Annotated in this window: 17 protein-coding genes and 1 tRNA gene; 12 read left to right on the top strand and 6 right to left on the bottom strand. The window is 35.3% G+C overall.

Annotated elements, in window-relative coordinates:
* Positions 1–347 precede the first annotated feature (347 nt).
* From FNJ88_RS10320 to FNJ88_RS10310, 3 genes are all read left to right on the top strand, one after another.
* Positions 348–2,891 carry a T9SS-dependent M36 family metallopeptidase gene (locus FNJ88_RS10320; RefSeq protein ID WP_143853037.1) on the top strand — a complete coding sequence of 848 codons (2,544 nt, stop codon included), beginning with the start codon at positions 348–350 and terminating at the stop codon, positions 2,889–2,891.
* A 9-nt stretch (positions 2,892–2,900) separates the two neighbouring features.
* Positions 2,901–4,457 (top strand): T9SS type A sorting domain-containing protein, encoded by a 1,557-nt coding sequence (locus FNJ88_RS10315; protein ID WP_143853036.1) that lies wholly within the window; start codon positions 2,901–2,903, stop codon positions 4,455–4,457.
* 186 nt (positions 4,458–4,643) lie between these two features.
* Positions 4,644–5,012, top strand: a complete 369-nt coding sequence (locus FNJ88_RS10310) for a glyoxalase (RefSeq protein WP_143853035.1) — start codon at positions 4,644–4,646, stop codon at positions 5,010–5,012.
* A gap of 54 nt (positions 5,013–5,066) precedes the next feature.
* Here FNJ88_RS10310 and FNJ88_RS10305 read toward each other — a convergent pair whose 3' ends face one another.
* The 4 genes from FNJ88_RS10305 to FNJ88_RS10290 all read right to left on the bottom strand — a co-directional run bounded on the left by FNJ88_RS10305 (position 5,067) and on the right by FNJ88_RS10290 (position 9,274).
* Positions 5,067–5,939, bottom strand: a complete 873-nt coding sequence (locus FNJ88_RS10305) for a CPBP family intramembrane glutamic endopeptidase (RefSeq protein ID WP_143853034.1) — start codon at positions 5,937–5,939, stop codon at positions 5,067–5,069.
* A gap of 92 nt (positions 5,940–6,031) precedes the next feature.
* Positions 6,032–6,104, bottom strand: a tRNA-Phe gene (locus FNJ88_RS10300).
* An 86-nt stretch (positions 6,105–6,190) separates the two neighbouring features.
* A complete protein-coding gene (locus FNJ88_RS10295) occupies positions 6,191–8,029 on the bottom strand; it encodes a lysophospholipid acyltransferase family protein (RefSeq protein WP_143853033.1) in 1,839 nt (612 codons plus the stop codon).
* A gap of 6 nt (positions 8,030–8,035) precedes the next feature.
* Positions 8,036–9,274 (bottom strand): aspartate kinase, encoded by a 1,239-nt coding sequence (locus tag FNJ88_RS10290; protein WP_143853032.1) that lies wholly within the window; start codon positions 9,272–9,274, stop codon positions 8,036–8,038.
* A gap of 265 nt (positions 9,275–9,539) precedes the next feature.
* Here FNJ88_RS10290 and fbp point away from each other — a divergent pair, with 265 nt between their 5' ends.
* Genes fbp through FNJ88_RS10275 form a run of 3 tightly spaced genes read left to right on the top strand, consistent with a single transcriptional unit; the run spans position 9,540 to position 12,089 of the window.
* On the top strand, positions 9,540–10,550 hold the full coding sequence (gene fbp / locus FNJ88_RS10285; RefSeq protein ID WP_143853031.1) for a class 1 fructose-bisphosphatase: 1,011 nt from the start codon (positions 9,540–9,542) through the stop codon (positions 10,548–10,550).
* 35 nt (positions 10,551–10,585) lie between these two features.
* Positions 10,586–11,047 carry a GNAT family N-acetyltransferase gene (locus FNJ88_RS10280; protein ID WP_185145812.1) on the top strand — a complete coding sequence of 154 codons (462 nt, stop codon included), beginning with the start codon at positions 10,586–10,588 and terminating at the stop codon, positions 11,045–11,047.
* A 37-nt stretch (positions 11,048–11,084) separates the two neighbouring features.
* Positions 11,085–12,089, top strand: a complete 1,005-nt coding sequence (locus tag FNJ88_RS10275; RefSeq protein WP_143853029.1) for an o-succinylbenzoate synthase — start codon at positions 11,085–11,087, stop codon at positions 12,087–12,089.
* A gap of 128 nt (positions 12,090–12,217) precedes the next feature.
* Here the strand turns inward: FNJ88_RS10275 and FNJ88_RS10270 are convergent, their stop codons facing one another.
* Together FNJ88_RS10270 and FNJ88_RS10265 are read right to left on the bottom strand one after the other, a co-directional pair.
* The gene (locus FNJ88_RS10270) at positions 12,218–13,180 is read right to left on the bottom strand and encodes a YpdA family putative bacillithiol disulfide reductase (RefSeq protein ID WP_143853028.1); all 963 of its coding nucleotides are present in this window, start codon (positions 13,178–13,180) and stop codon (positions 12,218–12,220) included.
* Between the two features lie 134 nt (positions 13,181–13,314).
* Complete coding sequence (locus FNJ88_RS10265) at positions 13,315–17,493, bottom strand: T9SS type B sorting domain-containing protein (RefSeq protein WP_185145811.1); 4,179 nt, start codon at positions 17,491–17,493, stop codon at positions 13,315–13,317.
* A gap of 573 nt (positions 17,494–18,066) precedes the next feature.
* Here FNJ88_RS10265 and FNJ88_RS10260 point away from each other — a divergent pair.
* The 6 genes from FNJ88_RS10260 to FNJ88_RS10235 all read left to right on the top strand — a co-directional run bounded on the left by FNJ88_RS10260 (position 18,067) and on the right by FNJ88_RS10235 (position 24,243).
* Positions 18,067–19,740 (top strand): glutamine--tRNA ligase/YqeY domain fusion protein, encoded by a 1,674-nt coding sequence (locus tag FNJ88_RS10260; RefSeq protein WP_143853915.1) that lies wholly within the window; start codon positions 18,067–18,069, stop codon positions 19,738–19,740.
* Positions 19,741–19,955: 215 nt separating this feature from the next.
* A complete protein-coding gene (locus tag FNJ88_RS10255; protein ID WP_143853026.1) occupies positions 19,956–21,128 on the top strand; it encodes a thioredoxin fold domain-containing protein in 1,173 nt (390 codons plus the stop codon).
* A gap of 3 nt (positions 21,129–21,131) precedes the next feature.
* Complete coding sequence (locus FNJ88_RS10250; protein ID WP_143853025.1) at positions 21,132–21,719, top strand: DUF3575 domain-containing protein; 588 nt, start codon at positions 21,132–21,134, stop codon at positions 21,717–21,719.
* A 2-nt stretch (positions 21,720–21,721) separates the two neighbouring features.
* On the top strand, positions 21,722–21,925 hold the full coding sequence (locus FNJ88_RS10245) for a hypothetical protein (protein ID WP_143853024.1): 204 nt from the start codon (positions 21,722–21,724) through the stop codon (positions 21,923–21,925).
* Between the two features lie 81 nt (positions 21,926–22,006).
* Positions 22,007–23,002 carry a tRNA dihydrouridine synthase DusB gene (dusB, locus tag FNJ88_RS10240; RefSeq protein WP_143853023.1) on the top strand — a complete coding sequence of 332 codons (996 nt, stop codon included), beginning with the start codon at positions 22,007–22,009 and terminating at the stop codon, positions 23,000–23,002.
* A 305-nt stretch (positions 23,003–23,307) separates the two neighbouring features.
* Positions 23,308–24,243: an ABC transporter ATP-binding protein gene (locus tag FNJ88_RS10235; RefSeq protein WP_143853022.1), complete on the top strand. Its 936-nt coding sequence runs from the start codon at positions 23,308–23,310 to the stop codon at positions 24,241–24,243.
* The last annotated feature ends 23 nt before the right edge of the window (positions 24,244–24,266 follow it).

The following is a 24,266-nucleotide window of genomic DNA, read 5'->3' as shown; positions in this document are numbered from 1 at the left end:
TCTTTGATGGGTGTTTTAGTGCGACTGTTAAAAAATCAATCTCTTCCTTTCTTAAGAAAAAAAATGCAAAAGCTGAATTGCATATTTAACATTTACAAAAGTTTCTTAAAGAATATTACCTCAAAAACCGAAGGCTTGAAACGTACTAAAAATGAATTATTCTCATAATATTCAATAATTAGGTATAAAATATATTGAACACATAGCAATTATAGACATCTTCATACTTTTTTTACCTTAAGACGAAAGTATCAAGTACGAATAAATCTGGCAAAAACATTACGTAAATATTAAATAACTATCAAATATTAAGAATATTTTGTATACTTTTGGCAAAAATTTAATAGATGAAAAAAATAACGACTATTGCTTTATTCGTATTGACTGGTCTAGTTTACACGGTAAACGCACAGGATTACTCTTCGATTATCAAAGGGTATTTGGCGCAAAAAACCTCCAGCTTAAAAACAAATAGCAATACTTACAATGAGTGGGAAATTAATAATGTTGACCCGTCCACCTCTCTTAAAGCAACAGTTATCAATATTCAGCAAAAGATGAACGGCGTGCCTGTTATGTATTCGGACGCAGTTTTAGTATTGAGAGACGGAGCAGTTATTACAGAAAAAGATAATTTTTCACCATTATCTTCTGCAATGAAACAAAATAACTCAAAACCTTCTCTTAATATAAATGATGCAATTAATATCACACAAGGTAAAAACACCATCAATAATGAAAAGGTTGATGGTCATCTTGTTTATTATCCACTAGACGGTCAATTGGTTTTGTCCTGGAGATTGGGCTACCACAGCGGAGATCTTGAAAAAATGACGATTGTAGATGCCAATACCGGATCTGTCATTCACGATGAAGTAACTACTATTTCCTGTAATTTCCGTCACGATGAAGTTGACCATGGCAATGCAAATCTTAATACTCTTAACTTAAAAAACGAAAATACAGAATCATCAACTCAACTAAAACAAGCAGCTGCGACCGCAAGTTATAACGTTTTTGCTTTTCCACTTGAAGCACCCACTTTCGGACCTCGATCTTTGATCAGCGATCCGTGGATGACCACTTCTTCGCCAATCGGGTGGCATAATGATGGGGACAATTCCTACAATACAACTAAAGGAAACAATGTATATGCCTACGATGATTCTTCGGGTATAAACGAACCAGGAAACTCGCCGTTTGCTGCTAATTTAGTGTTTAATTATCCACTAAATATTAATGAAAATGCACAGAATTATAAAGATGCTGCGATCACCAATTTATTTTATGTAAATAACATGATGCACGATGTTTTTTATAGTTTTGGATTTACTGAAACAGCAAAAAACTTTCAAAATTCAAATTTGGGAAAAGGCGGAACTGGTGGTGATTATGTAAGAGCAGAAGCTCAAGATGGAGGAGGATTAGATAACGCTAATTTTGGACCAGGTTACGAAGGATCATCAATCTTATATCCTAGAATGCAGATGTACCTTTGGAGTCCAAAATCAATTCAAAATATTTTCATCACCTCACCTGTAGCTGGAGTAAGTAGAGATATTGCAAGCAAATTAGCTTCGTTTGGTCCGTCTCTAGAAAGTCAACCAGCAACTGGAACCTTAAAACTGGCTCAACCTGTAGATGGATGTACTGCGCTTACAAACGGCGCTGCTATTAATGGAAATATTGCCCTTGTAGAGCGTGGCAGCTGTAATTTTGTCATGAAAGTAAAAGCTGCGCAGGATGCTGGAGCGACCGCAGTTGTCATTTACAATCCACTGGCAAGTTCTACATTTGGACCAATGGGTGGCACAGATACTACAATTACGATTCCTTCAATTTTGATTAAAAATGACGATGGCGATTACCTAAAATCATTGATGACCTCTCAAACTGTAACTGTTAAGTTAGAAGATGATAAAACCCAATATAAATATGTGGATGGATCTCTCGACAACGGTATCGTAATCCATGAATATGGTCACGGAATTTCCAACAGAATGACTGGAACAGGATATGGTTGTTTAAGCAAATCTACCTCTGCCGAACAAATGGGAGAAGGATGGTCTGATTATTTTGCAATGATGCTTACGTATCAACCAGGTGCTACAGCACAAGTTGCGAGAGGAGTTGGGACTTTTGCGACAGGCGAAGCAACGACTGGTGGCGGAATTAGACCGGCAAAATATTCCCCTGACTTTGCTATTAATAATTATACCTATGCAGATACCAATGCGATGTCCTACCAAGACACCAACAATGTAACCCAAATCGATGTACATAGTGTGGGATTTGTATACGCTACGATCTTATGGGACATGACATGGAAAATGATTGACAAATATGGTTACGCAGCCGACGTTGTTAACAATAGAACGGCTGGAAACGCAAAAGCATTGCAACTTGTTGTTGATGCTTTGAAATTACAAGGATGTAATCCTGGTTTCATAGAGGGTCGTGATGCCATCATACAAGCAGACGCCCTAGCTAATGCTGGCCAAAACGAATGTCTTATCTGGGGTGCGTTCGCAAAAAGAGGAGTTGGAGTAAATGCGGCAGCAGGGAATAAAAAGTTGATTACCGACCAGGTCGAAGATTTTACTTATCCAGCGAAATGTAAAGCTGAATTATCTGCAACAAATGTGTCACTTGAGGATAGTAAGTTAACCCTTTTCCCGAATCCCGCTACAGATGAGTTCTACATAAAAAATGGTACGGTAAAAGAAAAACTTTTGGTAACGATCTATAACATGTCCGGAGGACTGGTTAGTAAAACCTATGTTAAAGACGGAGAACCTGTTAATGTAAGAAATTTAACAAAAGGGGTCTATCTCGTAAATATCGAAGGATTAAACTTTAAAGCAAATGAAAAAATTATCATAAATAATTAAACACTCAAAATGAAAAAAAATCTATTATTATTACTAACGATCTTCGCATCGTTAGTAATTAATGCGCAAATTACCATTGGAAACGGAACAACTTTCGGATCTGCACCATTTACAGGATCATATAGTTATTCCTATTCGCAGAGTATTTATTTGAAAAGTGCGATCGGAGCTTCTGGTGCAATTACAGGTCTTCGCTACAAGTCAAGCAGTTCTACAGCGATGTTTAACAACACCAATAAAATACAGGTTTGGTTGGGACATACTGCAAAAAGCGTGTTCTCCAACAGTACTGACTATCTTCCTACATCAGGTATGACCAAAGTTTTTGATGGTACCCTTACTTTTTCGGCCGGAGTTACCACAATTAATTTCAGTGATTCATTCACCTACAATAATGTTGATAACCTTGTTATAGCAGTGAATGAAATAGCACCAAACTATGGAAGTTCTTCGGATAAATTCTCAAGTACTTCAGCTCCTGCATTAAGCACTATACAGGCGTATTACCTTTTCGGAGGAAGTGTTATAGATCCTACTAACATAGCAGCAGGCACTTCAAAAGCATCGTATAGCTATCTGCCTAATGTGACACTTTTAGGTCTTACAGCACCAGCAGTTGCCCCACAATGTACGACAGTAACATCACCTGCGAACGGTGCGACGAATGTGGAATTTTTACCTAAAATAGATTACAATTCATCAGCGGGTGCTACAAAATATTTTGTAACTGTAGGAACTACACCCGGCGGTAATGATATTACGAATCATTATGATAATGGGACTTATTTGGATTATTTCTTTGCAGAAGGATTAGATCCTGAAACTACTTATTATGTTACTATTAATCCTTCAAATAGCAATGGTGAAGCTACAGGATGTAGCACGAGTTCGTTTACAACAGGAGCTGCAGTGGCAAATGACAACTGCTCTACGGCAGAAGCAATCACAACTTTGCCGCTTATCAAAGCTGTAGATGCAACTTATTCAAGCAATAATGGAGGTTATGTTTCTTGCGACGGAATAGAAGTAGCCAATGATGGAGTATGGTATTCGTTTTTGGGTACTGGAGAAAAAATAGAAGTTAAAGTTAAAGCGACAGAATTTTGGGATCCCATGATTGTTGTAAAAGAAGGTACCTGCGCTGCAACTTCATGTGTAGTAAGTGTTGATGAAACCGGATATCAAGGTACGGAAACAGGAACTTTTGTAAGTCAGGTAGGAACTATGTATTATATTAATGTTGGAAACAGAAGCCTAATCGACTTTGCAGAAGGCAAATTTGACTTAAGTGTGAAATCTTTAGGAAATATGGCTACCGATGAATCAGGCAGTAACGCACACTCAATATCGATCAATCCAAATCCTGTACAAGATCAACTTAATATGAAAGGAGATCTATCTTCTTTCAACGGGTATCAAATTTACAGTATCAATGGACAAATGGTACAGCAAGATAACCTTAAACAGCAAAAATCGACTTCTGTAGGAAAACTTGCTGCGGGAATTTATTTGTTGAAACTAAATGGGTCTTCAGATTCTAAAACAGTAAAATTCATTAAGAAATAAGTATTAATAATATTAAAAGGGCCCTCTAAGTTTTCTTAGAGGGCTTTTCGTTTTTAAAGAAACTTATAAATCATTCTATAATTATATCTAAAAGAGGCAATTCATTCCCGATTAAGTTACGGTATGATGACCATTACCTAATTTTCGTTCCTCAAAGAAGAAATCAACCTAATTATAAAAACCTGCATGAGTAGCAAATTAGAATTAAGAGAACCGTTGGAAATACCTATTTCAGAAAGCAATTCTGAAATAGAAAGATTTCAAAACCAAACTTTAAGACCTGTTTTAAAATTACAAAACGAACTTTATTTAGCTTTGTTTAAAACGTACGCCGAAAGACAAAAAGTTGATGCCGTTACCCTGAAACCAGAAAAGAAAAAGGTATTTATCGAACAAAGTCTTCAAAAAGATAGTGTTCTAAAAAACACCATGATCGGAATGACCATTGGAATGTTTAACCAAGAAGAATTAGAAAGATACAGTTTGGAAAGCAAGGATTATAACAAAAGAATCATCACGATGTTGATTGAGCGGATTAAGAGTCAGTTGAAATAAAGATTAAAATCATAGTATTACAAAAGAATAATACTAATTAAAATTTCTACAAAATTACTCAAAGTGATCCTTGATTTCGTACTCTTTCTTTAAAACCTCTAAGAACGCTTCTTTATTCAAACCTTTGTTTGATTTAAAATCAAGATTAATCAAGACATCGTCCACGTAATATTTGTTCTTTGAGTATAAGGAATCAAGTAAATGTTGCATTGAATACTGTTCTAAATGTATCACATTCAGCCTATTTTGAGTACTGTCAATTTTGAAAACCTGATCTTTTTCTTTATCGAAAAAATGCTTTTCATCGATTGAAATCTGATACTCCGATGTTTTTTCAGTGTACGACTGCATAAAAACACTTAATACCACTGGTAGAGCGATCACAAATAAAAAGTTCCAGGACCAATGGTATATTACGCCAGACAAAAAATTTAATCTCACCCGAATAAATGAAATGATTAAACCACCTGTAAGCTGTGAAATAACCAGTAATGGAGATAAAATATAGAATAAAGTACTATCGTTTGTAAAGTTACTGATATGGACTAAACCAAAGCAGATTACAGGAATATAAACCAAAAACGGAAATATCTTATCCCACTCTTTTCTCGTAAAAAGAATGCTTTTCGTCTTGGTAAATCTCATAAAATACCGGAACATGATTTCTTCAATGACAGGAACGATAAGAACCCAATATAATATTGAATTAAAAAAAGTATCTGCATAGTCGAAGCGATCTTGCTTTATAGGCGTAATTTCATTAATCAAATACATCAATGGAAAAATAACAGCCAATGATATCGCGATTTCAAAGCCTAATAAAATTAGAATAAATTGAAATTTATTTTTAAAGTTGAGTTTTATTTGCTCATCGTTAGGTCTGCGTAAGAACTCGTACAGGTCCGTAAGAATGATCTTTATTGTCATTTGTGAAAAAAATTATATCACCATTTGTTCTAAACTCAAATCTAATCTAAAAAAAAATCACCTACTAAATAAAGTAAGTGATTAAATTAAAGTGGTCTCTCCAGGAATCGAACCAGGGACACATGGATTTTCAATCCATTGCTCTACCAACTGAGCTAAGAGACCTTTCGTTAATTGAGTGGTGCAAAAGTAATAACTTTATCCTAAACTCACAAATCATTAATGAGATATTTTAATAAAAAAACCTAATATTATTGATTATCAACGCTATTATTTTCTTCGCGCTGTATTTGCTCACTCATTTCTTCCAAAACAGGCTTGATAGTACTCTCTGGCAATTCACTAATTCGAATGTACATTAAGCCATCAATAGCGTCATTAAAGCTTGGATCTACGTTGAAAGAGATGACCTTTGCATTTTGCTTGATATATTTTTTAATTAACACAGGCAAGCGCATTTCTGGTTCGAGATCATCGATGATTTTATCCAGTTTATTTAAATCCGCCTCGACCTCATCAAAAAACAAGTGCTTGTCCCGGTCTTTTAATTTTACCTTAAACTCATGTTTAGGGTGTATATATTGTGCAACTGCTGAATCATAATAATGTGACCGCATAAATTCGATCATTAAAGACTTCGAAAACTCCGAGAACTTATCTGAAATACTTACGCCACCCATCAAGAATTTATGTTCAGGGTTCCTTAAACAAACATGCACGATCCCGCGCCATAAAAGAAATAAAGGCAATGGCTTCTGCTGATATTCGGAAGAGATATACGCCCGTCCCATTTCGATCACTTTGCGAAAGAAAGGGCGAAGCTCAGGATCAAATTCGAAAAGTGAACTTGTATAGAAACCATCAATACCATGTTTCTTCATCACTTCGTTTCCTAAAGCCATCCGATAAGCACCTGCTAATTTTCGTTCTTTATTATCCCAAAGGAAAAGATGGTGATAATGCTCATCATATTCGTCTAGATCAAAAGGTAAATTACTCCCTTCTCCTATTTTTCTAAAAGTTAACTCCCGCTGCCTACCAATTTCCCGCATGATGGAAGGAATCTCATTATAAGAAGAGAAAAAAACTTCATATATTCCGTTTCGGAAAAGCATTTTGTCTTTTTTATATAATTCATCAATCTCTTTAATAATATCTTCCTGTGGAGTTTCATCAATGATGTTTTGCACCACATTTTCTTCCTTCATTAAAGGGAAATTTAATTTCAAATTTGGGATATTTAAGCGGTCAGCCAAGGACTTTCGCTTTTCATAGTAAGACTTTAAAAGGTAGATTTTCTTCTGTAGGAATTCACCCATCTCTTCCACAGAATCATGATCCTCCAAAACCTTTACCGAAATGGGCTTACCAATACGGACTCGAATCGGTTTTTCGCGCTTATTCATCATTTCAGATGGTAATAAAATCGTTTGTAAGTCGGGATGAAGTTTTGCAAGTTGATAAAAAAGCCGACTGTTCTGCGCGTGGAAGTACATGGGAACAACAGGAACTTTTGCCATTTTAATTAATTTCAAAGCTGGCTTTTGCCACTCTTTATCGAGAATTTCCCGGAATTCATTGTTCATATTAGAAACTTCTCCCGCGGGAAAAATTCCAATGCAACCTCCATTTTCTAAGTGTTTCAATGTTTCCCGCATTCCCGCAGAACTACTCTTCAACTCTTTTCGGTTCTCAAAAGGGTTCACAGAAATTACGTAAGGTTTCATCGGAACTATTTTCTCCAATAAAAAATTACCCATGATTTTAAAATCAGGTCGAATTTCCGTGAGAATTTTAGTCATTAAAATACCATCAATCGCTCCAAGAGGATGATTAGAAACCAAAATAAAAGGGCCCGTTTTGGGTATTCTTGCTAAATCTTCTTCAAAAACAATATATTTTAGGTCACGATACCGCACAAACGAATCGAAAAAATCTTTTCCTGTCTTGTCTTTCAGAGCATCATACATCTGATTGACTTTATCTATTTTCGTAAAACGCATGAGTGCTATGGCAGCGGGATTTTTCAGAAAACCCAGTCTAGACAATCCTGACGCTTTAATCAAATCACTTTTAGATATTAGGCTCATAAGCAATTAGTTAGTTACCACTTGGACTGTTTTTTGAGAAATCTGTTCCAATAGTACGTTTTTGTTTTGATAAATTTTATTTGAATCCTCTAAATTAGCATTTCTAATCGTATAGAGGGAAACACTTTTAATAATTTCAGTTTTGAATTCCTGCTGAAGCTCTTTTTCTAGTTCATCAATTGAATCATAAATATCTTCTACACATAAATCTAATGAAATAGCAGAATTCTGCATCAATGAAATTTTGATTTTGTTTTTAGCGAGAAGAGAAAAAATTTGACTTAAATGATCTTCTGCAATGAAGGAAAAATCTCGAGTAGCGATTCGCATTAAATGCTGATTCTCCTTTAAAATAAAAGATTCTTTGTCACTTTTACTTTCATTAGACCCCACTCTTGTTCCTGGATTTAAAGGTTCTAAGAAAGATTTAACATAGAAAGGAATCTTTTTCTGCTGAAGAGGCTGAAGAGTCTTTGGATGAATAATAGACGCGCCGTAATAAGCCATTTCTATTGCATCTTCATAGGAGAGGTGCGTAAGCAGGGAAACGTTATCAAATTTTCTTGGGTCTCCAGTCATCACTCCCGGCACATCTTTCCAAATCGTCATCGTTTCTGCGTTCATACAATAAGCAAAAATAGCCGCGGAATAGTCAGAGCCTTCCCTACCCAAAGTAACCGTAAAATTATGATCATCTGAACCTATGAATCCTTGGGTAACATAGCATGTATGCTGATCAAAACCTGCCATCTTCTTTTCAGTCTCTTCCCAGTTTACATTACCTTCGCGGTAGTTGTGATCTGTCTTTATAAAATCACGCGCATCGCACCACTTGTTTTTAAACTGAATATCATTCAAATATTCACTTAAAATTTTTGAAGAAATTAATTCCCCACAACTTACAACCTGATCATAAACGAAATTATAATTTGGAGATTTATTTCTTCGCAAAAAAGATTCAATATCACTAAAGAAAAGTGAAATTTCAGCGAAAACGGAATGACCTTTTTCAAATAATTCTTCAGAAATCTCTAAATGTTTAAGTTTTACATTTTCAATTTCGGACTGGTAATTTTTTTTAGCAAAATAATTCTCCACTACCTTCTCCAAAGCATTGGTTGTTTTACCCATCGCAGAAACGATTAAAAGGCACCCTTCAAAACCCTGAGTTTCTAATACTGCTGCTACATTTTTCACACTTTGCGCATCTTTTACCGACGCACCACCAAATTTAAAAACCTTCATCCAAATATTTATTTATCAATTAATTATTCCGTTAAGAGTTGCAAAACATTTTAAAAATTGCAAGGATCAAAATTATTAATTTAGAATGAATAAAAAAAACGACTGGCTAATTCTCAGTACAAACCCTCTTTTTAAAGACTTTTTTTAAACATAAATAGGCTCCACTTTTAAGGAACTTCATCAAAGACCTGCCATTTATTAAAAAACAAATACCCTTTAATCAAAAGAATTTTCCGAAATTTGTAAAAACCCAAAAAGTAAAAAAATGGAAGATCAGTCGTTTCAAACCCTTGGTGAATTTATTATCGATAAACAGGAAGATTTCATGTATTCTACCGGTGAGCTTTCTCGCCTACTGAGTGCTATTCGTCTCGCTTCCAAAATGGTTAACCGCCAGGTAAACAAAGCGGGAATTGCTAATATTATCGGAAAAGCAGGAAATGATAATATTCAGGGTGAAGCGCAACAGAAACTAGATGTTCTTGCTAATGAAATTTTTATAGAAGCATTATCTCAACGTGAAGTCGTTTGTGGAATAGCTTCTGAAGAGAATGACGATTTTATGCAAATAAGAACGAGCCACAATGCACATTTGGGTAAATATGTAGTGTTGATCGATCCATTGGATGGTTCTTCTAATATTGACGTCAACGTTTCTGTAGGTACTATATTTTCAATATACAGACGAGTTTCAGAACCAGGAACACCTGTTGTTTTAGAAGACTTTCTACAAAAAGGTGTAAATCAGGTTGCAGCAGGATATGTAGTTTACGGATCATCCACAATGATTGTCTTCACCACCGGAAATGGGGTTAATGGCTTTACGCTTGATCCAAGTTTAGGAACCTATTACCTTTCTCATCCGAATATGCAGTTCCCCAAAAGCGGAAACATTTACTCGATCAATGAAGGTAATTACGCTAAATTCCCGCAAGGAGTAAAAAAATATCTAAAATATTGTCAGCAAGAAGAGGGAGACCGTCCTTACACCTCCCGCTATATTGGTAGTTTGGTATCTGATTTCCATAGAAATATGATTAAAGGAGGTATTTATATATATCCATCTACTTCACAATCACCGAATGGTAAACTTCGATTACTGTACGAATGTAATCCTATGGCTTTTATTACAGAACAAGCTGGTGGAAAGTGTACTGACGGCTTTCAAAGAATTATGGAAATTGAGCCAACAGAACTACACCAAAGAGTCCCTTTCTTCTGTGGAAGCACTACAATGGTAGATAAAGCCGAAGAATTCATGAGAGAATTGGAATAAATGAATCGGTATAATTTTCATCAAATTAAATTTCGTTGGAAACAGTTGAAATCCTACCAGCAGAATCTTCAGATCATAAACTGTTAACTCAAATAACTTTTGAGGGAAAAGGTTTTTGGGGTTATTCACAAACACAACTTTTAAGCTGGAAAAGAGATTTAACGATTACTTCTGAGTACATTGAAGAAAATGAGATTTATAAATTACTTTTAAACGGAGAAATAATCGGCTACTATTCTTATTTAATGGTAGCTGAGATGGAAATTAAATTAGATTACCTTTTTCTTTCTCCAAAATATATCGGTAAAGGTTATGGAAAGCTACTGATGCTGGACTTTTTATTGAAAGTGCAAGCTGAAGCTCCAAAACGAATCACCTTAGAGGCTGAGCCTCAAGCTGAAAATTTTTATAAAAAATTCGGATTTATAACCTACGGTAAAAGGGAGTCTTCAATTAAAGACCGATTTCTGCCACAGATGAAATTAGACCTGATCTAAAAAACATACTTCTCACCAATTCTTGATCGTATAAGTCATGAAAAAAGCCACATTTAAACAATATCTTTTAAATTTCAAACAAGCCAGTGGGACTTCACGCGGAATTCTTACTACCAAAGAAACCTATTTTCTTGAAATTACCGAGAACGATAAAAAAGGAATTGGAGAATGTGGGATTTTCCGTGGATTGAGTTATGATGATGTTCCTGAATACAAAAACAAACTGGAATGGCTTTGCAATCATATAAACGAAAGTAGAGAATTTCTTCAAAAGGAGTTGCTTCATTTTCCCTCAATTTGGTTTGGTTATGAACAAGCTATTTTGAACCTGAAAAATGGTCACGATATTTATTTCCCGAGTACTTTTACGGAAGGAAAATCTTCTATAAAAATTAATGGTTTGATTTGGATGGGAACTGCAGATTTCATGCAACAACAGATTGAAGATAAATTAAATCAAGGATTTGACTGTATCAAATTAAAAATTGGTGTTGACTGGAAATCTGAAAAAGCTATTCTAAAACAGCTTAGAAAAAAATTTCCTAAAGAACAATTAGAATTACGCGTTGATGCTAATGGTGGTTTTAGTTATGAAGAAGCCCGAGTAGTTTTGCAGGAACTCTCGGAATTGGAAATCCATTCTATTGAACAACCAATAAAAGCAGGTTACATCAAAGAAATAAGTGCCCTTTGTTCTATCACTCCGACCCCCATAGCATTGGATGAAGAACTAATAGGAATTGTAAATTTCAAAGACAAAAAAGAACTTTTAGAAACGATTAATCCACAGTATATTATTTTAAAACCTTCATTGGTTGGAGGGATTTCTGGCACTGATGAATGGATTTCCTTAGCAGAAAATAATGAAATTGGATGGTGGATCACTTCTGCACTCGAAAGCAATATTGGCCTAAACGCCATCGCACAATATACATTTACGAAAAATGCAAAAATCCCACAAGGTTTAGGAACCGGCGGATTATTCACCAATAATTTAAAAACCCGTCTGGTTTTGCACGGCGATCAATTGATGATGAGTTAATTATTTTTCAAAATTTAAAATCCGTGATCTGGTTGAAGAAAATGAATTTTTACCACAAAAGAAATAACAGTTTCATCACCCTTTTAAAATTCTTTTCTTTTTTTAGTTTAAAGAATTTATAAATTTTTTCAGCTGGAATGCAGAATATGTTTCACAATAATCTCTGCATGAATTCTTGAATTTTCGATAAACCAAAGATGCGTATCTTTACCGCCACAAACTACTCCCGCTAAGTACAAACCAGGGACATTAGTCTCCATGGTGTTCTCATCATATTGAGGTTTTAAGCAATCTCCCTGTAAATTTATTCCGGAGTTTTTAAGGAACTCAAAATTAGGAAGATACCCTGTCATTGCTAAAACATAATCATTTTCAATTTCATGAATATCCTCTTTCTCATCTTTAAATATAATTGAATCCGGCGTAATTTCTAGAAGATCAGCATGAAAATGAGCTGAAATACTCCCTTCATTAATCCTATTTTCAATATCAGGTTTCACCCAGTATTTTACACTTTTCGAAATCTCAGCATGGCGAATAATCATGGTAACATCTGCTCCTTTTCTATACGTTTCCAAAGCAGCATCAACCGCCGAATTACTGGATCCAATTACAGCGATTTTTTGTTTTGCATACGGATAAGGTTCTGAATAATAATGTTTTACTTTCGGCAAAGTTTCGCCCTTAACATTCATCAAATTTGGAATATCATAAAAACCAGTTGCAATAACTACTTTTTTAGCAATGTATTTATTCTTGTTCGTTTGAACTAAGAAATTTTCTTCCTTTTCAATTTTTAAAACCGCTTCATATAAATTGATATTAATATCACGCTGACGGGTAATACCCTGATAGTATTCCAATGCTTCTCTCCTGCCGGGTTTTGGTGCAGTAGAAATAAAAGGAATATTGGCAATTTCCAATTTATCAGCTGTGGAAAAGAAAGTCATGTACAATGGATAATTGTAGAGGGAATTCACAATGGTACCTTTTTCTAAAATTAGATAAGACAAGCCAGCTTTTTCCGCTTCAAGTGCGCAGTTTAATCCTATAGGTCCACCGCCAATTATTACAAGATCATATAAAATCATTATGCAAAGATATTGAACTGAAATTTCCTAATGCTAAACCTCATTGCTAAAAAATTAATTTCCGATGAATCCAATATAATCTATGAGAATAATTTTGAATATTGCACAATTTATAAATTGAAATAACCTCACTATCAATTTCTATCTTTTACTAAAACCCATCCTGTAAAAATCCGCCCATCAGCCAACGTAAGCACATACCAATAAGAATCGGTAGGAACGACCCTCGACAGCGTTTTACCATCCCATTCCAAACGGGTAGCACTCTCCTGCTCAAATATTTTTTCCTGCAATCGATTGTACACTTTTAAGTTCGTTTTCGCTCCCTCGAAAACATTAAGATCATCAATAATCCAGGTATCATTGATACCATCATTATTTGGAGTGAACACGTTTTTGATGTTTAATATCAAACCTTTTTTAATAACTCCAATACAATCAGACCCCTCAAATTTCACATAAAAAGTAGTAACTCCGTAAGGTAAATTATGGAAGATATTATTCGGTTGGTAATTACTGCCGTCAATAGAATACAAGATTTTCTTACTTCCGGTCGCGATAACGGTGTAGGAGTTTCCGCTTGCTACAAGATTGGTAATTATTGGAACTTCGTACATGATAACATTAAAATTGGTTGTGAATGTACATCCATTAGAAGATGTTACATTAATCGTATAAACCCCTTCAGTTCCTACATCATGTAATTCATCGGTTACCGAAAGAACTTTACTCGTAGGATTCATCCATTCATAATTTACGATATCAAGATTAGAGAAATCAGGATCGATATTTACAGTACCATTCGGACAGAAATAATAGTCGGGTAATCTAAACATCGGTGTTTTTTTGAGACTTAAATTAATTTCAACCAGGTCGGGACAGAATCCCGCTGTATTTACTTTAGCATAAATCTTTTTGGGTCCTAAATTTTCATTAAACAGATAATCTTTTGGATTGCTAATTTTATTGGAATTATTATTAATATCTACAATCGTAGGGTAATATTCAAAAACACCATTATTTTTATAAATTGTACTTTCATATTGTGTTAAATCAACACTTTGCGATCCATCATTCCCATCATCACAAATTTCTGCAAAGAAAGGTCCAGCATTATCAAATATAATTTTATTACCGAATGTTAAATCTACCGATGCCGTATCAAAACACCCTGGAATATTTTCAACACGCATCCAGATTCTCGTCGTTGTTGGTCTTAAACTTAAAGATTCCGGATTTTTGATGGGATTGATATTCTGATTAGCATCTGATTGCGTATAGAAAAAACTAAAAATATTATCTGCACTTTGGGTGTAAACCATCCTGGACGTAAAATTCATTAAATTAACATCATACAAACCATCGAGGTTCTCATCGCAGAGATCAGGTATCGTTGATATTTTTGCTTTTGGCGGCAAATAAGTCTGTAATTCAATTGGCGCAATAGAATAGCAAGTACTAAGTTTTGAAGTAAACCTAGCCCAAACAGTTGTTTTTGAATTAATTGTAACTACAGGAGCATTAATTCGCGTAGAAGGGATTCCTGCATTAGCTTCACCGTCAGTTCTGTAATAGGTAACCTCTAAATCCCCAAAGCTATTAGAATTTTCGCTTTGTACAAATAATTGAGGAATAGCATCGGGCAAATTAAACGATTCATTCAGATTAAATTCATAGTCACATTTTTGAAGAGCTGCTTTTTTTACAACGATTCCGGGTAGAAAATTTAATTTAATATTGATTGTACTTACAGAGTAACAACCTCCGACTGCAGATACTTTTGCGTAAACCTTCCCTGCTCCTGGAATAATATAAGAAGTTGGAGAAGCTATTAATCCAGATAAGGATTGATTCGAATCATTATATCCAGTAAAATATTGAAAAGTAACAGGTTCTGATCCTGCGTATATCTTTGATTGAAACTTGGTCAAATCGACAGGTTCGTAACCATCATTATTATTATCACACACCGCATCTTTTACGATATCAACCGTTGTTTTTAAAATGGGTGTTGCGCCCAGACGAATTGTGATTTCAAATACATCTGAGCAACCATAGGATTGAATTCTGACAAAGAGTTTAGCAGAATTTTGTACATTGAAAATACTGATAGCATTTAAGTTTTTCTGAGCATCAGCTAAAGTCGTAAAATAAGAAACGGTTGCGTTCTGATTTCCAGCAATCTCTTTGCTTATGGATGATAGGGTGATTACCTCTTCTCCATTGTTATAGAAGTCACAAATTTCAAACTGAGTTTTAGCAATAATAACATGAACTAAATTAATGGTCAATGCCTTTATCGCATAGCATCCTGTTGCATCTTCAAATCGAACATAAAAGGTTTTAGTTACAAAATTCCCATTTGTATCAATAATCTGACTATTAGAAATTGGATTTACATTGTCATCTGCATCTTTACTACTTGCGAAATATGTTGTTACAATTCCCACTGGCGAATCAATTAACATCTTTGGTGCGTAATCATCGATATTGATGCTGATATCCTGTTTCCCATCAAAACAAATATAAGCGGTTCTATCGATGGCTTCAACTTTAGTAAAAGTGATATTTAAATTCACTGTAGCGACACTAAAACACCCACCAGGGAATTCTGCCCGGACAAAAATAGGATACTGCCCTTCTTTCACCGTGCTAACTGTTGCTCCTGTTCCTGAATAAGCTTGTTCGTATGTTTTATAAAACCTCAAAGTAACAGTTGGATCTTTAGTAATTAAAGGACCTATAATTACCTCAAATTCGAAAGGCTCAGTCAAATCACGTTTGTAATCGCAAGTGGTATAACTGAAACTTATAGGAGTATTTAAAACCGGAGCAGGTACAAGATTGATCGTTATCGGTCCGAAAGTCTGGGTACAGGACGCTGTTTTATAATTGACATAATACTGTGAATTATCAACAATATTTGTGGTAAAGATTTCATTTAAATTATTATCTGCATCAGCCTGATTAAGAAAATAGTGGATTGTCCCATTAATAGGCGATGCAAATAATTTTGAATTTAAGGGTGAAAGCTGAAAATTATTTTCTACCCCATTATTATCTACATCACAAATACTAACTCTTGTCGCAAGTAAGCTTTTCGTTATTAAGTTTAGATTTAAAATAGCGGTCCGAAAACACGTTGGATCAGAAGGATTTTGCACCCGAACATAAAAAACCTTATTTGCAGTTAAATTAAAAGTTTTTGGCTGTTCATTGACGTTATTTTGTGCATCTGCAAGTGAATTATGAAAACTGAATTTTAAATTCGCAGGATTCTGAGGGGTCAGCTGTGCGATGTAGGCGTCAAGATTAACGTTTACTGAATTGGAACCACAAAAAACCTCAGTATGATTTTTTGCTAAAGGATAATCGGGTGCAAATGTTACGGAGGCTGTGTCTTGAAGTACTAAATTTTCATTTCCACAAATTGGATAGGTAATTTTCGCGGTATAAATTTCATTTTTCTCAGGGCACACATTCACTTGATCTCCAGTTCCCACTTGTTGATTACTGGAATTAAACCAGGCAATTTGCGGAACTACTGTTGCGCCATTCGGAGCAAAGATCCATGCTTCATTTTGAGTCTCCCATACACCAGAATTTCGATCTGGAGGAGAATACCCTAAATCTCTGTCTGTATTGATAATTCCTACAAGTGATTTGTTAAATTTTGCATCTGAACAAATTAGCGGTTTATTTTCGATAAAAATCTCTACGTTGTTCGACCCTTCAGACAATACGATTTGCGAGGTAACGGTTTGATCACAACCTAAAAGTCTTCCTTTATAAAAATTAACAATAAATTTTCGGCAAGGTGCTGTTCCGATAACACTGTAATAAATCTCTGAATCATTACTGTTTGAAAAAACCATATCGCTGAATACACCAAAAATGGCACTTTTGGGAAGACTAATACTTGGATTTAATTCATCTACATTCGGATAATTTACTTTTCCCAATTGTGCGATATCGAAAGTTATCACACCATTGCTGCCAATGATTACTTCATTATAATTCGTTCCAAAATAACAGAAATTGAATGGTAATTTTAATTTATCCGTAAAAAGATCATCTGCATTTGCATTTAGGGGAGTTCCAGAATTGAAGGCAGCATAAGGTGAAAAATTCGCAGGATCTACGCTGTAAGATGTTGTTTCTTTAAATGAGGGATACGCTACTTTCAGAGGTAGACAAGCTCCATTATTTAAAGGATAGGCACAATCGATTATAACATCTTCGTTCCCAAGAATATCTGTTATTTTTGGGACATTGCAAAAATCTTGACCCTCTAAAGATGAGGTAAAGAGCATGAAAGTGCATAATAAAAAAAATAATAATCTCCGCATTTGATACAGGCATTTTTTTTAGTTGGTTAGCTTTCAAAATTTGTGTTCTGTTTTTTTAAGACACGCCTGAATATATTTCAAACCTCATCTGATATGGAAATTAAAGAAGATCAATGGTTATTAAAAATAACCAATCACCCGTTCATCATTTTTCTTTAATAGTTCATGTAGGTGGGGAAATTACTACTATTTAATAAAATATGCGGCAATTTATTGTTAAAAAATATATTTATTTTCATAAAAATACATAATTCATGCCAATATCAGTAATCACAAAGATGAATTTTTAATGATTATATAGCAATAATCAAATATTGCTAACCAAATCATTTTTAAATAAATTAAAGACCTCCAATTATTTTGTAAGCAGAAGATTCAAGATATTTCATTTAAAATAACAATGAATTCTCCGAATAAAATCAATAAAACAATCCTCCTAAGAAATTTCATCAACTAATGTTTTATAAAAATATTCCCAGACAACTCTTGCTTTTTATTTTGCACACTTTTGCCTAAATTTGCTGAATGAACAACCCCATGGAAGAAGATAAAAAATCCCTTAATTTTATTGAGCATATTATAGAAGAAGATTTAGCCAATGGTTTACCGAAGGAGAAACTGCGTTTTCGCTTTCCACCGGAACCTAATGGTTATTTGCACGTTGGTCACACCAAGGCAATTTGCATTAATTTCGGTTTAGGCGAAAAGTATGGAGCTCCTGTAAATCTTCGTTTTGATGATACCAACCCTGAGAAAGAAGAACAGGAATTTGTCGATTCCATTAAAGCAGATATTGATTGGTTAGGGTTTAAATATGATCAGGAATTATATACTTCTGATTATTTTGAGCAATTGTATGACTGGGCTGTTCAAATGATCAGAGATGGTAAAGCTTATGTAGATGAGCAGCCGTCTGAAGAAATTTCGGCTCAGCGGAAAAACCCTTTCGAGGACGGAATAGATTCTCCTTTTAGAAACCGCCCTATGGAAGAAAGCCTGGCGCTTTTCGAAAAAATGAAAAATGGAGAATTCGAAGAAGGCGCGATGTCACTTCGAGCAAAAATCGATATGACCTCTCCTAACATGAATATGCGTGATCCCGTCATGTATCGAATCTTAAAAAGACCACATCACAGGACCGGTGAAAAATGGAAAATCTATCCTATGTATGATTGGGCCCACGGAGAATCCGATTATATCGAACAAATCTCTCATTCCTTATGCTCGTTGGAATTTGAAAATCACCGACCGTTATACGATTGGTATCTCGATCAAATTTATGATGAGAAGTCTCTAAGAAACAAACAAAGAGAATTCGCAAGAATGAATGTTTCTTACATGATCACCTCCAAAAGAAAATTACAACGATTAGTTGCAGAGAAAGCAGTTACAGGTTGGGACGATCCAAGAATGCCTACCATTTCGGGAATGCGAAGATTAGGCTTTACCCCTACTTCTATTAAAAACTTTATTGAAAGAGTTGGTGTTGCGAAAAGAGAAAACCTTATCGATGTGCAATTGCTTGAATTCTTCGTAAGAGAAGACCTTAACAAAATTGCCACAAGAGTAATGGCTGTTGTAGATCCAGTAAAGCTTGTGATTACCAACTATCCTGAAAATAATGAAGAATGGCTGGAAACGGAAAATAATCCTGAGGATGAAAATGCAGGAACCAGAGAAGTACCGTTTTCCAGAGAACTTTACATCGAAAGGGAGGATTTTAAAGAAGAAGGAAACAAAAAATTCTTCCGTTTGAAATTGGGCGGAGAAGTTCGGCTGAAATCTGCTTACATTATTAAGGCAGAAAGCGTAGATAAAGATGAAAATGGAGAAATTACTACTATTTATGCAACCTACGATGAAAAAAGTAAATCAGGGAGTGGAACAGAAGAAAGTTTGCGAAAAGTAAAAGGCACCTTGCATTGGGTTTCGGCAAAACATGCGATTCCGGTGGAAGTAAGAGTGTACGACCGATTGTTTACAACACCGCAACCTGATGCAGAAAAGGAAATTGATTTCATGCAGTTTATCAACCCGGAAAGCTTGAAGCTGGTACAGGGATTTGCCGAGCCTAGCTTAAAAAACGCAGAGATCGGACACCCGTATCAATTTCAAAGAATTGGCTATTTTACCAAAGATAGAGACTCTTCTGCAGAACAATTAGTTTTTAACCGAACCGTTACTCTAAAAGATGGTTACAAACCTGAATAGGTTTCTATAAATTACAATCAAAACTCCGAAATTATTCGGAGTTTTTTATTGTATCTGCGGTTTTCAACTAATTGATATAAAAGACATAGATTTTCTAGCGAAAGCAGAATTTTATGTTAATTACCTGTAAACAATCCTAATCTATTATAAAAATAAAAGGTCTATACAAAGAGGTTATAATTTTATAATTATCTTCGCACGGAATTTATATCATCATGAAAAAAATCACTGCCATTCTATTTTTGTTCCTGTTTCTACTGTCATATTCACAGGAAACAATTGATTTTCAAAATACCAGTTTCAAGGAAATTTTAGCGAAGGCAAAAAAAGAAAAGAAACTCGTATTTATGGATGCTTATGCTTCGTGGTGCGGTCCTTGCAAATTGATGGAAAAAAATATTTTTCCACTTCCTGCAGTGAAGGAATATTACAACGCTAATTTTATCAATGCAAGATTCGACATGGAGAAAGGAGAAGGTCGCGATATTGCTTTAAAATACGGAGTTCGCTCCTACCCTTCTTTCCTGTTCATCAATGGTGATGGAGAATTAGTGTTGCAAAACAGAGGATATATGGGAGAACAGGATTTTCTTACCATAGCGAAAGAAGCTAATAATCCAAAATTTGCCAATGCTTCTACCAAAGAACTTTTTGAGAAGGGTGAAAGTGATCCCGATTTCTTATTAAATATGATGCGACTTTATGCCCAAAGCGATTATGATTTGGCTAAAAAAGTTTCGGAGCGCTATTTTAACGTAAAAAAAGACCGTGAACTCACCAGAGATGATGTTGGAATGCTTTTGTATTTTCTAAAATCTCCAGCAGATCTTAACTACCAAGTTTTTAAAAATAAAAAAGCAGATATTGTCAAAGTAATGTCGGAGGATATTTACCAGCAATTCGATGTAAATATTAAGATCTCAAAGATTATGGAAAACTCTTTGGATCAAAAATCAGGATTGATCGATGAGGCTTATTTTTACAAAAATGCTGTTCCTTTGGTGAATCAGAAAGAAGCCGAAACCGCTCTTAACAGAATGAAAGTGATCTACTACGCTAATGCCGGAAATTACAAAGAGTATGAAAAAGCGGCTTTAGCTTATTATAAAAATTCAGAAGATTTCGATCCTCAAGAACTATTAAAACCCGCTTTTATCTTCAGTGAACATATCGAAACGAGAAGTTCTTTGAAAAAAGCAGAAGAGTGGGCTGAAAAATCAGTCATGAACTCAGAATCTGCTGAGAATACTTATATCCTGGCAAAACTGTATGCTAAGACAGGAAATAAAGATGGAGCAATAATGTACGCCGAAATGTCTAAGAACCTATCGCAACAACAAGGTATCGATGCATCTCCAGCCATTCAACTTCTGGAAACACTGAAATAAATTTTGAAAAATCCAATTGTTCTTTTCGCCATCATCTGCAGTGTTTTTGTGAATGCACAAAGTCAGGATTCCGTTCCCAAAAATCAATTGTATATTAAGGGTAACGCCCTTTTCCTTCCGCTTGGAATGCTGAATGCCGGATTAGAATACCAGTTAAAAGATAAGATTACGCTTCAAGCAGATGTATTTATATCTCCCTGGAAATCCCTTATGGGAAATCATGCCCAAATCTATATGGGAAATTTGGAAGGTCGTTACTATTTTAAAGAAGCTTTCCATCACTTTTATGTTGGAGTAAATATAGGAAGTGCCGTTTTTGACATGCAGAAGTGGAATTATATCAACACCAATAAATTTCAGAGAGGCTTCGCCATTCTCGCTGGAGCTACCGTTGGCTATCAGTTCCACCTGAGTGACCGCTGGAACATTGATGTTTATTTAGGTGGCGGTACCTCACAGGGATTCTATCACGGTTATGACGAATCTGATCCGGATCATGTATTTATTTATTACAATGATGACAGAAAATGGAATAAAAGTGGCGAATGGATCCCCTACCGCGGTGGCGTAATGATTGGCTATAAACTATAATTATGAATATAAAAAGTACCCGATACGCAATCATTGCAATAATCACTTTCATCATCTTATTTCTATATAACTATATAGGAAATCCAATGCCTGATAAAATTGAAAGAGCTTTAATGACTGCCTTTGCTGGCGTAATTGGATTAACTATTGGAATGTGGTTCGTTCATAGAAACTCCAAAGATGATACCCATCACGACTTTGACTGAGGCAACGGACCCTGCACATGGTCTCTTTTATTCTATCGTAAACTCTTCTATTTTTTATCGCATTATTAATATCTTTGCACCATGGTAAAAATTGGCAATATCGAACTGCCCGAATTTCCGTTGTTGCTTGCACCGATGGAAGATGTTTCGGATCCACCTTTTCGACGATTATGTAATTTGCATGGCGCAGACATGATGTATTCGGAATTTATTTCTTCTGAAGGACTTATACGTGACGCCATGAAAAGCATGAAGAAACTGGATATTTTCGATTATGAAAGACCAGTTGGAATTCAGATTTTCGGCGGGGACGAAGAAGCAATGGCACTTTCCGCAAAGATCGTAGAAGCTGTAAATCCAGATTTAGTAGATATCAATTTCGGATGTCCTGTTAAAAAAGTGGTTTGCAAAGGAGCTGGCGCTGGAGTTTTGAAAGATATTGATCTGATGATCCGCCTGACCAAAGCGGTAGTAAATTCTACCCATCTTCCGGTAACTGTAAAAACCAGATTAGGTTGGGATACAGAAAGCATCAACATCATGGAGGTTGCAGAGCGGCTTCAAGATGCTGGGGTAAAAGCTTTAACCATTCATGCCCGAACCCGCGCGCAAATGTACAAAGGTGAAGCTGACTGGAATTATATTCACGCGGTAAAAAACAATCCAAATATTGAAATTCCAATCTTTGGAAATGGAGATATTGATTCAGCGCAAAAAGCCTGGGAATATAAAAATAAATTTGATTGTGACGGCATCATGATTGGCCGTGGAGCTATTGGCTATCCCTGGATTTTCAATGAAGTGAAACATTTCTTTAAAACAGGTGAAATATTACCAGAACCTACCATTGCACAAAGATTAGAAGCCGTAAGACAACACGCAGAATGGAGTAAAGACTGGAAAGGCGAACGCTTAGGCTTAATAGAAATGCGACAACATTACGGTAATTACTTCCGTGGCATTCCTCATTTTAAAGATTTCCGCCGGAAGTTTCTGGAAGTTTTTACTTTAGAAGAAATGGATGGAGTGATCGAAGAAACCAATCAGTTTTACAAAAATTTTGAATTTGTGAATTAATTTAAACCTCTATTTTAGGAGCCAAGAAAAAATAAGAAGTAGCGTTTACCTTCGGAATTCGAAGCAAATGTCGGCTGATACTCTTCATTGACTCAATTAGTCGTATTCAAAAATTCCGGTATTAAACTTAGCCCTGATTGAACGGCCTGTTTGAGCTCTTTTTGCAGATTTTTTGTGTGGAATATGGGTGTGGGAAAATCTGGAAAAAAGCGAGTAGTGAAAGCAGGTTCCCGGCTCCTAAAAATCAATCATAATTTCCGTAACTTTTCCCATCTTTAAAGGACTAATCATATAAAATTAATTCGATGCTAAAAGCAGAAAATGTAACTAAAACCTATAACGCGGGAAAAAAAATCGCCTTAGAGGATTTCTCTATAGATGTTCCCGAAGGTAGTATTTATGGACTTCTAGGTCCAAATGGTGCTGGAAAAACCACTTTCATTCGGATTATCAACCAAATTACCCAAGCTGATTCTGGTGAGGTCTATATCAATAATCAGAAACTGAATCCTGAACATATCCGACAGATCGGTTATATGCCGGAAGAACGCGGTTTGTATAAAAATATGACGGTTGGAGATCAGCTTTTATACTTTGGTGAACTGAAAGGAATGACTAAAAGTGATGCATTGACGCAGGCAAAATATTGGTTTGAGCAGTTAGACATTGATCAATGGTGGAAGAAAAAACTAAGTGAACTTTCGAAAGGAATGGCGCAGAAAATTCAGTTTGTGGTTACGGTTTTGCACCGTCCAAAATTGCTAATTCTAGATGAACCGTTTTCGGGTTTCGACCCTGTAAATGCAAATATGATTAAAGATCAAATCCTGAATTTGAAAAGGAACGGAACCACCATTATCCTTTCTACTCACCGGATGGAAAGTGTGGAGGAAATGTGTGATTATGTAGCTTTGATCAACCAGGCAAAGAAGGTTTTGGATGGAAAAGTGTTTGATGTGCGCGAGCAATTCAAGAAGAATATCTTCAATGTGACTTTGGCAGACGTTAATATGGATTTATTTGACCAGTTTAAAAATCAATTTCAAATCAATAACTACAAAACTGAAAATGAATTGATTTCTTTTGATTTAAAAAATGACAGCGACCAAAACCTGCTGCTTAATCAACTGATGACCATCGGAAAAATCCGTTCTTTTGATGAAAAAATCCCAAGTATGAATGAAGTTTTCATCAATGCAGTTAGTGGGAATCAAAGTGAGAGACCAACATTGGTTCTTTAATTCTGAATTAAAATTTAATTAAA

Source organism: Chryseobacterium sp. SNU WT5 (genome assembly GCF_007362475.1).
Taxonomy (GTDB): Bacteria; Bacteroidota; Bacteroidia; order Flavobacteriales; family Weeksellaceae; genus Kaistella.
Note: the sequence above shows the minus strand (reverse complement) of the source record. Positions and strands in the feature narration are given on the sequence as shown.